The 15,149-nt window shown below is 47.7% G+C and carries 12 protein-coding genes; all 12 read left to right on the forward strand.

Annotated elements, in window-relative coordinates; genetic code table 11:
* Positions 1–22 precede the first annotated feature (22 nt).
* Entirely contained in the window at positions 23–970 is a 948-nt protein-coding gene (locus CRG97_RS14030) for an ABC transporter permease (RefSeq protein ID WP_237566392.1), read from the forward strand.
* 22 nt (positions 971–992) lie between these two features.
* Positions 993–1,868 carry a carbohydrate ABC transporter permease gene (locus CRG97_RS14035; protein WP_098743835.1) on the forward strand — a complete coding sequence of 292 codons (876 nt, stop codon included), beginning with the start codon at positions 993–995 and terminating at the stop codon, positions 1,866–1,868.
* Between the two features lie 46 nt (positions 1,869–1,914).
* On the forward strand, positions 1,915–3,543 hold the full coding sequence (locus CRG97_RS14040) for an extracellular solute-binding protein (protein WP_098743837.1): 1,629 nt from the start codon (positions 1,915–1,917) through the stop codon (positions 3,541–3,543).
* Between the two features lie 32 nt (positions 3,544–3,575).
* On the forward strand, positions 3,576–4,739 hold the full coding sequence (locus CRG97_RS14045; RefSeq protein ID WP_161952934.1) for a sialidase family protein: 1,164 nt from the start codon (positions 3,576–3,578) through the stop codon (positions 4,737–4,739).
* Entirely contained in the window at positions 4,736–5,542 is an 807-nt protein-coding gene (locus CRG97_RS14050) for a polysaccharide deacetylase family protein (RefSeq protein ID WP_098743842.1), read from the forward strand. Before CRG97_RS14045 ends, CRG97_RS14050 begins: the two co-directional genes overlap by 4 nt.
* A 42-nt stretch (positions 5,543–5,584) precedes the next feature.
* Positions 5,585–9,136, forward strand: coding sequence for a CBM96 family carbohydrate-binding protein (locus tag CRG97_RS14055; protein ID WP_098743845.1), 3,552 nt, complete (start codon positions 5,585–5,587; stop codon positions 9,134–9,136).
* Positions 9,137–9,402: 266 nt separating this feature from the next.
* Positions 9,403–10,872, forward strand: a complete 1,470-nt coding sequence (locus tag CRG97_RS14060) for a spore germination protein (RefSeq protein WP_202618941.1) — start codon at positions 9,403–9,405, stop codon at positions 10,870–10,872.
* 57 nt (positions 10,873–10,929) lie between these two features.
* Entirely contained in the window at positions 10,930–12,141 is a 1,212-nt protein-coding gene (locus CRG97_RS14065; RefSeq protein WP_098743851.1) for a Ger(x)C family spore germination protein, read from the forward strand.
* Positions 12,138–12,359, forward strand: a complete 222-nt coding sequence (locus tag CRG97_RS14070) for a hypothetical protein (protein WP_098743854.1) — start codon at positions 12,138–12,140, stop codon at positions 12,357–12,359. Before CRG97_RS14065 ends, CRG97_RS14070 begins: the two co-directional genes overlap by 4 nt.
* Positions 12,360–12,380: 21 nt before the next feature.
* Positions 12,381–13,475 carry a GerAB/ArcD/ProY family transporter gene (locus CRG97_RS14075; protein ID WP_098745098.1) on the forward strand — a complete coding sequence of 365 codons (1,095 nt, stop codon included), beginning with the start codon at positions 12,381–12,383 and terminating at the stop codon, positions 13,473–13,475.
* A gap of 157 nt (positions 13,476–13,632) precedes the next feature.
* Positions 13,633–14,412, forward strand: a complete 780-nt coding sequence (locus tag CRG97_RS14080; protein WP_098743857.1) for a MerR family transcriptional regulator — start codon at positions 13,633–13,635, stop codon at positions 14,410–14,412.
* Positions 14,409–15,065, forward strand: coding sequence for a GAP family protein (locus CRG97_RS14085; RefSeq protein ID WP_098743860.1), 657 nt, complete (start codon positions 14,409–14,411; stop codon positions 15,063–15,065). Before CRG97_RS14080 ends, CRG97_RS14085 begins: the two co-directional genes overlap by 4 nt.
* The last annotated feature ends 84 nt before the right edge of the window (positions 15,066–15,149 follow it).

Below are 15,149 nucleotides of genomic sequence, written 5' to 3' on the forward strand. Positions count from 1 at the left end.
TGGAAAAGAAGGGGCTAACAAAATGAAAATAGCAGCCGTGGCAGAGAAAAAACACATCCCTACACACACGGAACGAAGGAAAATATGGAGATCGAATATTCCCCTCTGGATCTTGTTTCTACCTGTATTGATCTACTTCATCGTATTCAAATATATACCGATTGGGGGGATCATTATTGCGTTCAAGGATTACAATCTCCGTGAAGGCATATGGAACAGCCCGTGGGCCGGGTTTACCTATTTCGAAATGCTGTGGAGCAGTCCTGACTTCATGAGAGTGTTCCGTAATACGTTATTAATCAGCATACTTGGCTTTGTGATCGGTTTTCCTTTTCCCATCCTCCTCGCCATCTTGTTAAATGAGATTCGTAGAAGGTGGTACAAAAAGGTCGTACAAACGCTGGTGTATTTGCCGCATTTTTTATCTATGGTTATCGTCACGGGAGTCATTGTTACGATATTTTCCTCAAGCGGAGCGATGAATACATTTCTGCATGCGATGATGGGCACGGAGGAACCGTTTCCTTTCTTATATAAAATCCCGAGCTGGCTAGCCATCTATTTCGGCTCAGGCATTTGGCAGGAAGCCGGATTCTCCGCCATCATTTACTTAGCTGCCTTATCTTCGCTCAATCCTTCTTTGTATGAAGCAGCCGCTATAGACGGGGCACCGAAATGGAGACAAGTGTGGCACATTACGCTGCCGGGAATTCGCTCCACGATCATCGTGATGTTCATTTTGCAAATGGGGAAGCTGATCGATGTCGGGTTCGATAAAGTGTATATGTTGTCCAATCCGGCCGTTTCCGAGGTAGGCGATGTCATTTCGACGTTTGTGTACCGCGTGGGGCTTCAGGGTGGCCAATTCAGTTTTACGGCGGCAGTCGGACTTTTCGAGTCGGTTATCGGTTTAGTTCTTGTACTGACTGCGAATACGATAGCCCGCAAATTTGACCAAGGGTTGTTCTGATTTTAAGAGGGGGTACACAGGAATGAGGCCTACACCAAGCGAAAAAATATTTTACAGTATCAATGCATTGTTTTTGGGACTATGGGCGTTAACCGCATTAGTTCCTCTGCTTCATATTGTGTCGCTGTCGTTCAGCAGCAATCACGCGATTTTGGCCGGTAAAGTGTTTATATGGCCTGTGGAGTTCAGCTTTGACTCTTACAAAGCTTTGCTGAAAGGAACGCGTGTGCCTGACGCATTTGTGAACAGCCTGATCATTACTGGAGTCGGTGTGGCACTAAATATGCTCTTTACGATATTAGCGGCGTACCCGCTATCGAAGAAGTATTTTTTCGGGCGGCGATTCATGACGATGTTGATCATCTTCACGATGCTTTTCTCCGGGGGGATTATACCTGGCTATTTATTAGTGAAGTCGCTCGGGATGATCGATTCTTATTGGGCGATCTGGCTTCCCGGTCTTGTCAGCGCTTACAATATGCTGATTATGAAAACGTTCTTTGAGAACCTTCCCGAAGAATTGCTAGATTCGGCCCGGATGGATGGATGCGGTGAATGGAGATTAGCGGTTCAAATCGTGCTGCCGTTATCCGCTCCCGTTCTAGCGACCCTGGCTTTGTTTTACGGGGTGAGTCACTGGAACTCGTTTATGAATGTGCTCATCTATATAAATGATTCAAGCAAGTATAACCTTTCCGTTCTCATCCAGCAGATGGTCGCACAATCGAGTCTGATGAACGAACTTCAAAATTTACAGGAAGAAGACAGGCAAATGCTGACGCCGGAATCGATTCGCTCAGCCGGAATGACCGTGATGTTAATCCCGATGCTCGTCGTGTATCCGCTACTTCAAAAGCACTTTGTGAAGGGGGTGTTGATCGGCGCAGTAAAAGGATGAGATTAGCGTGATGAGTTGATAAGAAAAGCAAACAGGAGGTCAATGTATGAACACGAAAAGGAAGGTCGTATGGAAAATTGCCATCGTCGGTATGCTTGCGATCATCGCAGTAGGGTGCTCCAAAGGGGATCCGAACGGAAGCGAAAGCACCAAGGGAGATACATCGAAGCCACAGATTACAATCTCTGCGTACGATGCAGGCAATACACCTCCGGAAGAAGGAACGATTGAGAAGAACAGATGGGTGACCTGGATGTCCGAGAACAGCCCTGCCCAGATTAAAGTTATCGCTATTCCAAGAACAGAGTCTGTTCAAAAATTCAATACATTGTTTGCCTCGGACTCCGCTCCTGACCTGATTCAGGAATTTAGCGGCGCGTTCCGCAACCAATTATATGATCAGAAATTAATTCTGCCTGTCGATGAATATGTCGAGAAATATAGTACGACTTACAAAAAGCTGCTCGAGGAATATCCTACATTGAAAAAAGCAGCTACGATGCCCGATGGGAAAATGTACGGGTTCGGACGGATTAACGGTTTGCGACCGCACAATGTGTTGATGGTGAGAGCGGATTGGCTCAAAAAGCTGAATCTTTCCGTACCTCAAACGCCGGAAGAGCTCATCCTTGTTTTAAAAGCATTTCGCGATCAGGATCCGGATGGCAACAGTAAGAATGATACTATTGCGCTTGATATGGGTGCCCGTTCCATCCAGGTCCTCGACAGCATGTTCGGCAACGTAGGCTGGACGATTTCCGATGACAAGATGGTCTGGGATTGGGAAAGAGCCAGAGCGGCTGCTGCGTTCAAGAAGCAATTATACGATGAAGGGTTAATCGACAAAGATTATCTAACGAAAAAAGGATCCGGCTACATGGGACTATATGCGCAGGAAATTATCGCCGGAAAAATCGGAATGTGGGGTACGAGCGTCCATCAATCCGATATCGAAACATTTAAAGCGCTGAAAAAGGCCGATCCAAATGCAGAGTTGCAAGTCATTCCGCTTCCCGCGACCGTATTCGGACAGTTCAGCCCCATTTTGTCCAATCCGGTTCAAATCACTGGGATGATCAATGCAGGTGCCAAACATCCGGAAGCGGTTATGGAATATGTTGATTTTATGGCAGCCAAGGAAACGGGTCAGACCTTGAAATATGGGATCAAGGGTGAAGATTGGAAGGAAGGCCCGAATGGGTGTCAACAGTTCATCAATAAAGAAAAAACCGATCCAAAGATCAAATATACGGCTGCTTATACGATGCTCTTTTCGCCAATTGTAGAAGGTTCTTGCGGACAGTTTCAAGCAGCGTTGAATCCGAACGACCCGATAGAGAAGCAATATATGGACCTAATGAAGCAGGCGTACGAGATCTATTTAGACGAGAAGCATCCGATGCCTGACTTTACGCACCCAGAACATGTGCCGGCCATGCCAGGGCAATTACAGACGTCATTTAACAATGCGACTAAAAATATCGGGGATATCTGGACCAAAGCCGTCATATCTGGAAATTCTTATACGATGGATCAAGCATTTCAGGATGCAAAAAGCACTTGGGACAAAAACGATGGGAAAAATATAGAAGAATGGTATGCAAAGTGGTATCAGGACAACAAAACAAAAGCCTTTTTTACCAAAGACTTTTATGAGTTCAAGCTAAAATTCTAATGGGTAACTAACGTGAAAGCAGGATGGATAGGTTGTCTACTACTGTCCTGCTGTCCATTGAACAGGAGGAAGACATGGAGACGATGAGAAATGTTGCGATCCGATACTGTACGGTGGCTGAAGCCGGACCTGACAACCCGCGTAATGATACGGCCAGCGTCGTTGAGCTGAAGGACGGCAGGTTGCTTTTGGCTTGGCATAAATACGAGGATAGCTTCGAGGGAGGAAGCGATTTTGGTCTTTGCCGCATTCATGCCAAAATTTCGCGAGACGATGGGATCACATGGGGCGAGGAAAGGATGCTCGTGGACGTGGAGCCTGGTGATCATAATGTGCAGGCACCCGGTTTGACCCGATTGCCTTCCGGTGAACTGATGCTTCATTGTGTTCGCGGTCATCGTGGAGGTAGCAGCGCGACCATGTGCTTATTCCGCTCCTTCGATGAGGGGAAAACCTGGAGCGAGGCTGGCACCGTATGGAGCCGATCCAACGGACAATGGATTCAGGGAGGCGCCAATCAGATGAATGTCTTGTCGAGCGGTCGATTGCTGCTTCCGTTTCACTTCGGGACGGGTCATCAGGGGAGCCAGCATAATACCGTCGCTTGTTATCTAAGCGATGATGAGGGCTACAGCTGGCGGAGGTCAAGCGGGACGGTCAATTTACCGATGCGCGGCGCCATGGAGGCATCGGTCGCAGAGCTTGGTTCCGGACAGTTGATCATGTCACTTCGAACGCAGTTAGGATCAGTGTTCTTGTCCTTCTCCGACGATGGCGGCGAAACATGGACATTACCTCAAACCTCGGGACTCAAAGCCCCGGAGTCATGCACTTGCCTAAGACTTATTCCTGGCTCTAACGATTTGGTTTTATTTTATAACGACAGCTGCTACGACCCTACAAGACACCATTATGGACTGCGTACCCCGTTAACCGCCGCCATATCGCGCGATAGTGGGATCACATGGAAAAAGGTAGGTGACATTGAGACCGGGCCATTCGAATATATGAATTTGAATTGTTCGTTTACCTCTTCGGGCAAAGCCATGCTCACGTACACGAAAGTGGAAGATCCGCAAATCACTCAACAGGACATGTCACTGCCTTTTCAAAGGACGGGAATGGATCTGATGCTGGCTAATATCGAGCGGGGATGGTTTGATGACCATTGCCTTACAAAGGAGGGATTACGTTGAGGATACGATACGACCGTTTTCCTGGCGGAAGAATGAAAGCGGTGACATTAAGCTACGATGATGGTAGAGTGGATGACCGTATACTTGTGGCAAAAATGAACGACTACGGTTTGAAAGGCGCCTTTCATCTCAACTCGGGCTTTTTTGGGAAGCCCGGTTATATTAACGCAGAAGAGGTCTCGACGCTGTATGCTGGGCAAGAAGTATCTGCCCATACGTCAGCTCATCCTCATCTGGATCTAATTCCTCCGGAACGATTGGTTATGGAGATCATGGAAGATCGAAATGCACTAGAAGCGCTTACTGGCTATCCTGTTCGCGGCATGAGCTATCCGTATGGTTCCTGGAATGCACAAGTTGTGTCGGCATTGCCGGGCCTTGGCATTGAATATGCTCGAACGACGAACAGCACGAATACTTTCGATATGCCGTCCGATTTCCTGCAATGGCATCCTACTTGCCATCACAAACAAATGCTGGAGTACGGAGAAAGGTTTCTCTCCGATCAATCGAGGCACGCCCGAATGAAGTTATTCTATGTATGGGGACATAGCTATGAGTTTGATAGAGATCGGAATTGGAACATGCTCGAACAGTTCGGCGAGTTAGTAGGGGGGCAGAGCGACATATGGTATGCCACGAATTCTGAAATTGTCGCTTACATGAGGGCATTACGGCAGCTCCGCTGTTCGGTGTCCGGCCATATCTTACATAACCCGTCTGCTATTTCGGTGTGGATCGAAGTTGAAGAAATGGCGGTCGAAATAAGAGCAGGGGAGATTAAGAACTTAGAACTTAATTAGATGCTGATAGGCTTACAAAATTTAATAGAGGAGTGATTGTATTTGACAGCTTTTACATGGAAAAAATCCGTCATTCTATCTTTATGTGTTATTGTCAGTTTATTTGTGTCTAGCGGAGGTTCTTCGATTTACGCGATTGAAACGAGTCAATCCGCCATCCAGATCCCTATACAGGCCGATACGTATGTGAATGCGGGATCTTCTGCAAATACAAATTACGGTGCGGCTCCAACGCTTCAGGTGAGAACGTGGTCTGGCGATCCGAATTATACCCGGGAATCCTACATGAAATTTGATCTAAGTTCTTATTCGGGGGAGGTAGGATCGGTAACGCTAAACGTGTATGCAGCTGTAAATAATGCGAACGGTAGTCCGTTGGCTTTTCAATTGTACGGGGTAGAGGACGATTCGTGGACGGAGAACAGGGTAACATGGAATGAAAAGCCGGTCATGGACCATTATTTGGCCAATGTGAATGTAGGTTTGACATGGAAATGGATTCAGGTGGACGTGACCTCCTTTGTGAAGGCACAGCTTGCCTCCGATCAGGTAGCCAGCTTCGGGTTGGCCCAAGCTGCCAAAAGCGGAGCGTTAATCCATATCAACAGTAAAGAAAACGCAGAAAATCAGCCTTACTTGTCCCTATCACATAGACGCGTTGAACCATCGGCGCCGAGGTGGCCTTCTGACGCCAGCGTTGCGATTGAACAATTAAATGAGAATGGTTTGGATTTGAAATGGTCGGAAACGCAGTCACCAGGAAATACGGACAATTATCAAATATTTCAAAATGGAAAGTCCATAGCAACCGTAACGAGTGCTACGTACCATATTCCGATCCAGGATTTAGATATCGGCAGTACTTACACCTTCAAGATCGAGGCTGGAAACAGCCAAAATCAGTGGAGTTATGATGGGCCCTATGTAACCGTGAACGTTCCGAAAACCGAGCTAAAGCAAGTGAAAATCGGAAATGTGTTCAATGAAATTGAACCGATCCAGTTCAAAGTAGCGACACTGCTGCCTAGCGTTACGTGGTCTGTCTATGATATGCAGGGCGTCAAGATGTCAGAAGGGACAGAATTCAATGACCGAGGCAATGCCATCATCAAAGTCCCATATACGAAACGCGGCTACTTTAAGCTCCAGGCAACGGTGGAATCGTCTGGTCAACAATCAACGGTTCCATTGGAAACGTCGTTTGCCGTTCTGTCGCCTTATGATTTTACGGCTGTAGCGGATTCACCTTTCGGGATGGCGACCCATCTGCATCGGGGACAAACGAACACGATCCCGATCATTCAACAGGCAGGCGTCAAATCGGTCCGGGATGGCATCGAGTGGCATGCGATTGAGAAAACAAAGGGAGTGTACACGTTCAACCCCGTGCCGGATAACTATATGGCGAAGCTCAAAGAGCAAGGCATCGATATGCTGTTTGTCTCTGGCTATAACAACCCTCTTTACGACAACAATGGTACGCCATACACCGACCAAGGTCGTGAAGGTTTCGCCAACTATGCCGAAGCATACGTAGATTACTACAAAGATCAGTTGATCGCGATGGAGGCATACAATGAATTTCACGGCTCGTTCGGTAAAAGAGGCAACAGTCCTGCCAACTCCCGGCCTGATTATTATTTTAAATTATTGAAAAAAACGTATGAGACGATCAAAGCCAGCCACCCCGATTTCCCGGTCTATGGCATTGTTGCCTCCGAGGATGCCGTAAGCTGGATCGAGGAAGTGTTCAAGCTGGGCGGGCTGCAGTACATGGACGCGGTGACCCTACATCCTTACCGTTACCCGAATGAGCCGGAAGGCTTGACTGAATCCCTCGATCAAATCAAGGCATTAATTCGCCAATATAATAACGGTCAAGATAAACCGATTTGGATCACGGAATTCGGTTATCCAACCCATAAGGCCGCGAATGGCGTCGATGAAATAATACAAGCAAATTATTTGGTTCGCTACTATGTGTCGGCGATTTCAAGCGGAGTCGAAAAAATTTACTGGTATGATATGGTGAATGACGGGCTTCGTAACGACTACAATGAAGATAATTTCGGTCTGCTCCGTAATGCGGCTGACCCGCACGGCGCATTCACTCCGAAACCGGCTTATGCCGCATACGCCGCGATGACAAGAGAGCTTACCGGTTGGCAATTTCGCGAGGAAGAGTCGCTGGAACCCGGCATCAAATGCTACCTATTTATGGATGGTGGGCAAAACAACAAGCGGGTGGTATGGTCGCTCGAACCAACGTCGGCTGTGATCAAGACGAATCAACCTGTTGAAATAACGGATATGATGGGAAATACGCGGACGTTTAAGCCGACGAACGGTAATATTTACGTCACTTTGACGGGAGAGCCGATCTACATCAAGGGAAATATCCAAGCGATAAATAAGGATGCGACGTTTACCGTTACTGGTGGAGGTGCACTATCAGGCGAGCCTGTGACATTTCAGGTTGAAATGAACAATACAACAGCTGAAGCACTTGACTTTACATTGGAGGTAGAGGACCAGTCCTATGCGCTGAATGCTGCCGCTGGTCAGACCAAGCTGCAGTCGGTGGTTGTGAACGGGATGGATGAACCTGGGACACGGATCGTCAAAGGAGTTCTGAAGGCTGGCGGGCAAGCCATCGGGATGCTGCAGTATGCCGCTGCTGTAGATTCTTCCGAAACGGTTCAAATTCGTCCGGTAATGAACGGTACCGAGCCGCTAAGTCAATCAATCAAAGTCCAAATCCGAAATCACTCGAAGATCAACGCCTTGCCTGTTCATCGCATAGATTGGCAGTTTGGCACGTTATCGGGCCATCAAGATGTGAATCAAGTGCTGCAACCTGATTCAACAGAGATATTCGATATCGCGCTGCAAAGTGTTGAACTAGGGAAAAGTTTCTTGACCAACATCGATGTAGCTTACGGAAATAACAAAACCTATGTCTATAAAGGGAATATTGATTTCAATCCGGTTTATCGCGGAACACTTAACGTAGACGGAAATCCAGATCCGCTTATCGTGGCAAAGTCGCCGACCATTGATTTATCCAAAGGTAATGTGAAGATGAGCGGCTACCAAGGGGCCGATGATTTGAGCGGTTCCGTATGGTTGAACTACGACAACGATTATTTTTATGTGACAGCAAAAATCAAAGATAACATTCACGCTTATCCGGCAACCGATGTGAACATGTGGAACAACGATAGCATCCAGCTTGCGATTTCGAACGGCTTGCCCGGTGAGGATCCGAAATATTATGAGTATGGAATTTCGCAAACCTCGGCAGGAGCACAAATTTATCGCTGGATTACGCCGGCAGGGGGTGCAAAGGGATTGGTCACAAACGGAGAGGTTCAGGTGACCAGGGACGAAGGACAGAAGCTAACGATGTACGAGTTGGCATTACCTTGGTCGGAATTAGTTCCGATCATGACGGAGAGCGGCGTATTCAACTTTTCGCTATTGGTGAATGATAACGACGGAAATCAGCGAAGAGGTTTTATCGAATGGGGCGGCGGAATCGGGGATGGCAAAGCACCAAGTAAATTCCGATCGATGCAATGGATACAGAAATGAATTACTCTTCCCCAACAGTGTGGTAACGCAAATCAACTCCGTCCCAGATGGGACGGAGTTGATTTGTAACAACACACGCGACTAGAGACTGGGGGTTCAGGAAAGCCATGAAAGAACGGTAACACTCATTACGGGTGTTTGTTGATAATCTCAAAAAGTATATTATATCCAACTGCGGGAACAGTAGAGGAAAAGATAAATGGGGGTAATTGAATTCCTTGTAAGGCAAAGTTGACCAAGAGGGCAAACGAGGAGTCGTTTACATGATGAAGAACGTATCGCGCGAAGAAGCTTCACCAGAACAATTGCCGGTTTCCATTACCCATTTTATAGAAAATATGCAGAGTCGATTCGGGAAGAGCGGAGATATCATCTACCGAGAGTTGACTTTGGGCGCTATACCTACGGTGATGGTCTATATTGAAGGGATGGGAGATCCCCGATTGCTAATCGAAGCGATTCATGCAGATTTACCTCTATTTATTGAATTTCCAAACCAGTCACCGGAAGTGCGCATGAAAATGCTCAAAGAACTCACGATCACGATGGGAAAAGTGGGAGAAGCCAGCACTTTTCAAGAAGTTGAAGGGAAATTGTTGTCCGGGAATACGATCATCTTTATGGATGGGACATCAACCTCACTGTACGTTGGTACTGAAGCACTGAAGCAGCGCGGAGTTGAGGAAGCCAGCTCACAATCCGTAGTAAGAGGGCCGAGGGAAGGCTTTACCGAATCCCTTCGCGAGAATATGGCTCTAGTCCGCCGAAGAATTCAAAGTCCTAGGCTGCGTATTGAAGAAAGAACTGTAGGCGAGCACACCAATACGCTAGTGGCCGTGATGTACGTGGATGGATTATATGATATCGAAGTACTTGATGAGCTGCGCAGAAGATTGGATGAAATCAAGCTGGACAGCGTCCTTGAGAGCAATTATATCGAGGAAATGATTCAGGATCATCGGTACAGCCCTTTTCCGACGGTATATAATTCAGAGCGGCCTGACGTCATTGCATCAGCTTTACTGGAAGGAAGAATTGCTATTTTTGTGGAAGGAACGCCCTTTGTTCTGGTGGTTCCGGCGTTGTTCGTTCAGCTGTTTCAATCGAGCGAGGACTATTATCAGCGATGGGATTTTGCCAGCCTTGTTCGGCTTCTTCGATATCTATGCTTTGGAATAGCGCTCCTTACCCCCTCACTATATATTGCGATCACCACATTTCATCAGGAAATGCTGCCGACCAACTTGCTGACAAGCTTAATCGGCCAGCGGGAAGGGGTGCCCTTCCCCGCATTTATCGAAGCGCTGATCATGGAGATCACGTTCGAGATCCTGCGCGAGGCCGGCATTCGATTACCTAAATCGATCGGCCAATCCGTCTCCATCGTTGGTACTTTGGTCATCGGACAGGCCGCTGTCGAAGCGGGTCTCGTATCGGCCGCGATGGTTATCGTTGTGTCCATAACGGCGATTGCCAATTTTGCCCTACCCTCTTTCAATATTGGAATATCGGTGCGGATTTTGCGATTTGGGCTAATGGGAATAGCAGCGTCGTTTGGATTGTACGGGATGATTATTGGCATGATTATAATTGGCCTTCACCTGTGCAGCCTGCAGTCCATGGGGGTTCCTTATATGTCTTCTTTTGCTCCTATACGATGGCGAAGTCAAAAGGATGCTTTGCTGCGAATGTCGCGTCACAGCATGAAGAAATATGTAACCAAATCCAAACCATGAGCCTTCTGTAAGTCATGACAGGGGTTCTTTATTTTAAGCAGAGGGGACAGATTATGTATGTTCAAAAGAAAAATACGGTCAGTCCTGCTTATATTAAGTCTGGTGGTTTTCATATCTGGATGCTGGAGCAGAAAAGAACTGAATGAGCTTGCCGTCGTCATGGCACTTGGAATTGATACGCATGAGAATGGGTACGCCATTTCTGCTCAAGTGCTCAATTCCGCTGAGGCGGGCTCCAAAAAAGGCGGATCGACGGGGAGCCTTCCGGTCGTAACCTACAAGTCAGTCGGCAAAACCATCCCCGACGCCCTTCAGCGCACGTTAAGCATGGCACCTCGGATGCCGTATCTGTCTCACGTCCGCGTGTTGGTATTTGGAGAAGACATGGCCCGGTCAGGGGTCAGCGATGTGCTTGATTATATCTCCCGGAATCATCAGCTTCGATCGGATTTCTTCATGCTCGTTGCCAAGAACGGAAAGGCCTCAGAGATCCTGGAGGTCGTTACGCCATTCGAGTACGTTCCGGCGAATTCGCTCTATTCCTCGATTCTAATATCGGAAAAAAAATGGGCAGCAACGGGGAAAGTCACGATACAGCAGTTTGTGACGGAACTCAAACGCAACGGCTCAGACCCTGTATTATCCGGGGTCCAATTAAGCGGCAGTTTAGCCGAAGGACAGTCTATGGAGAATGTCAAGAAAATCAATCCTTCAACGCTTCTTCAACATACGGGACTCGGCGTGTTTAAAGGGGACCGGCTAGTAGGATGGCTGGGGGAACCGCCCAGCAAGACCGTCAATTATGTCCTCAATAAAGTCGACACTACAGCGGGATATATTTCATGTCCGGATAGCGGCATTGTCGGGTTCGCGGTGAATCGGGCAGACACAACGCTTGATGTTGCGCTCAGTGCGGAGGGGATTCCCGAATTTTCAGCCGAATTGGAGATCGAGGCCGACGTGAATGCCGTTCAATGTCAGATTGATATCAGTCAACCAGCCGTCATAGACGAATTAGAGAAGGATATCGAGGATAAATATAATGCAAATATTCGGAAGCACATCGGGCTGGTACAGCAGCGTTATGGATCCGATGTTTTTGGATTCGGCGAGGTGCTGCACCGAAAATATCCGGACGTTTGGAAAAAATACCGGGATCATTGGGGAAAAAGCTTTAAAACGATGAGCATTCGCGTGGATGCCGATGTAGCGATCCGGCGCATCGGATCCATTATACAACCCTTAAACCAGAAGGTGGATGAATCGTGAATTGGCATTGGTTATTCATATCGTTTCTGGTCATCGTGCTTGTTACGGAAACCCGCCATCTCCTGCAACTGCGCTCTCTCCGAGACATGATCGTATTCTATGCGGTGTGGGGAGTAACCATGCTCGCTTTGATAGGGGATATGATGGAGGTGCCTTATCTAAGGCCGCTGGATTGGATCAGTGCCTTGATGCAACCGCTGAACAGGTTGATCCCATAATGAAGAAGGGTATGGTTGTACGTGATCAAATACAAGGATATCGCCGCACGACAATTCTTTATACTGGCCTTCGGCTTGACCATCGGAACCTCAATCCTGGTCACCCCCTCCGGGTTAGCACATACTGCAAGGGAAGATGCGTGGATGGCCTCCCTCTTCAGTATCTTCATTAATCTCCTTATGGTTGTGCTGTACATAGCCATCGCGCGTATCTATCCAGGTCAAACGATCTTCGAGATCCATGAGAAGGTTTTGGGGAAGCTGCTGGGAAAGATTCTTTCGCTGCTCTACCTTTTTTATTTTTTGATTCTTACAGGCACATTGCTTGGCAATTTGGGTTTTTTCCTGAGCAGCGAAATGATGCCGGAGACGCCGATCGAAGCCATTCAAATCTTGTTCTTGATCGCGGCCGTCATGTGCGCCAGGATGGGCATCATAATCTTGGCCCGGGTCGGTGAATTGATGTTTCCGTGGATCATATTTCTGTTTATGGTCCTTGTCCTCTCACTCATTCCCCAGATCGATTGGAACCATATCAAGCCTATGCTTGAGGAAGGCTGGAAGCCTGTTGCCAAGGCCGGATTCCATGCCTCCATGTTTCAGGAACTGATTGTGCTGATGGTATTTCTGCCTCTGGTCAAGGGGGAGAAAAAAGGGGAGAGGGCACTGATGGGGGGAGCTGTCGCAGGCGGGTTCGTGCTGAGCATCATCGTCCTGCTCAGTGTGCTGATTCTGGGAATTGAACAGACGGAGAATAGCACGTTTCCGGCATTTGCACTCGCGAAGACGATTAACCTAGGGAACTTCTTTCAACGTGTTGAAGGTATATTGATTACGCTTTGGATCCTTACTTTTTTTATCAAGATCTCTCTATTGTATCTTTCCATTCTTCAAGGAATGAAGACCGTGTTCCGACTGAAGGAACAAAATCCGTTAATCTATCCGTTGTCCGTGCTGTTTATCATCGTGGCCTGGAATACATACATCAACACCGTCTATGTTGCTGATATCATTCAGAATGTGTGGTCGAGTTACGCCCTTCTCCACTTGTTGGTGATTCCCATGGGTCTTTATCTGATCGGGTTAACCAGAACGAAAATCCTCAAATGGAAGTGAATTTCAGTATGTGTTTGAAAAAGCCCGATAGCTCGGGCTTTTTTTGTCGCCTGCTGCATCGAATCACATTTGTACTAATTTTTCGTGAGAAAGCTTGAAAGTGACGTGACGTCATCTTATATACTGGAGATATCAGAGAGAATTAAGAAAGCAGGTGATGAAGTCGATTCCCATTCAAGAATTGTCTAAACAGACGGGTATTACGGTAAGAACGCTGCGCTATTATGACCAGATTGGCCTTCTGATTCCTGCCGCCAAAACACCGGGCAAACATCGTATATACAGTGATGATGAATTAAAGAAGCTGCAGCAAATACAGTTTCTCAAAAGGCTGGGCTTCAGTTTGCAAGAAATATCGGATATGATTTCAAACCCGGAATGGAACTGGTCCACCAGTTTGATGAATCAGTTGGACTTTGTTTTGAACGAACAAAAAAAGCTGGACCAGATGGAATCGGCGCTGCGGGCTGTGCTTCATAGCATTGCGGTGGAAGGTGAGACAAGCTGGGATGTCATTCAGAAATTAATTCACCTCTCCGGAAGAGACCCATCGTTAAAGCATTCCTTCCGACAACACATGTTTGAGAAGCGGGAAGTGGAGTTGTTAAATCTGCTCCCTAATATGAACAGCACGGATCCCGACTCTCTCGAGTGGATTGCTCTGTTGGGACAGCTCAAAAGGCGGATGCAGGACGGACCCGACTCACCGGATGTACAACGAATTGTACGGCGGATGGATGAGAAACGACTGGAGGTATTTGAAGATGAAGATCCCTTCGTAGATAAGCTGTGGGAAATCCGTAAATCTCCGGCGCAGTCCGAGCAGATGGGGTTATATCCCATCGAGGATGAACTTCTTCAATTCATGGAACAGGCGTTTGAGATTTATGTGTTACACAAAGACAAAGAACAAATTGAAGAGGGGGAGACATCTTGACGCTGGAATTGCTGCTCTCCATTGGAGCCTTATCACTCTTGGACACGCTAAGTCCAGCCACGCTTGGCGTAACGGTGTATCTGCTCTTGACCGAACGGGACCGGTTAATCCCGCGTTTATTCATTTATTTATTCACAGTGGCGGGTTTCTACTTCCTGGTAGGAGCTGCGCTTATGCTGGGCTTGGATGCTGTTCTGCAATCCGTAACCGGCATCTTTCAGAATCGAGCGGTCAGTTGGGTCATGGCCGTGGTAGGCGGAATCCTGTTTGTCGCCAGCTTCTTTATCCCTACGAAAAAAACGTCCGAGCCGCGCCGTCCAAGATCCAAAAGCTTCGGGGCTATGATCGGACTTGGGTTCACGACTGCTCTGCTGGAGGTAGCAACAGCCCTTCCGTATTTTGCGGCAATCGGGCTGATGATAAAGGCGCAGTTGACTACGGTTCAATGGATGCCCATCCTGGCTGCGTACAATATCGTGATGGTACTGCCTCCACTCCTATTGCTCGGCTTACATCTCGTGTTTGGCCGCATGATGCAGCGTCCGCTGGAGAAGCTGCGCCTGAGAATCGCCAAGAGCTCCGGATCGATTCTGTCATGGGTGTTGTGCATTGCCGGGCTGATCCTGGTGCTGAACAGCATTGACAACTTGTAAAGATATCCGATTTTGAATTGAAAACTCGCTAGGTGTGAGGGGGCCCCGAGAATCGTTGCAACCTCTCCCGAAATCGGGAGAGTC

It is taken from the genome of Paenibacillus sp. EZ-K15, from assembly GCF_002573715.1.
Taxonomy (GTDB): domain Bacteria; phylum Bacillota; class Bacilli; order Paenibacillales; family Paenibacillaceae; genus Paenibacillus_AQ.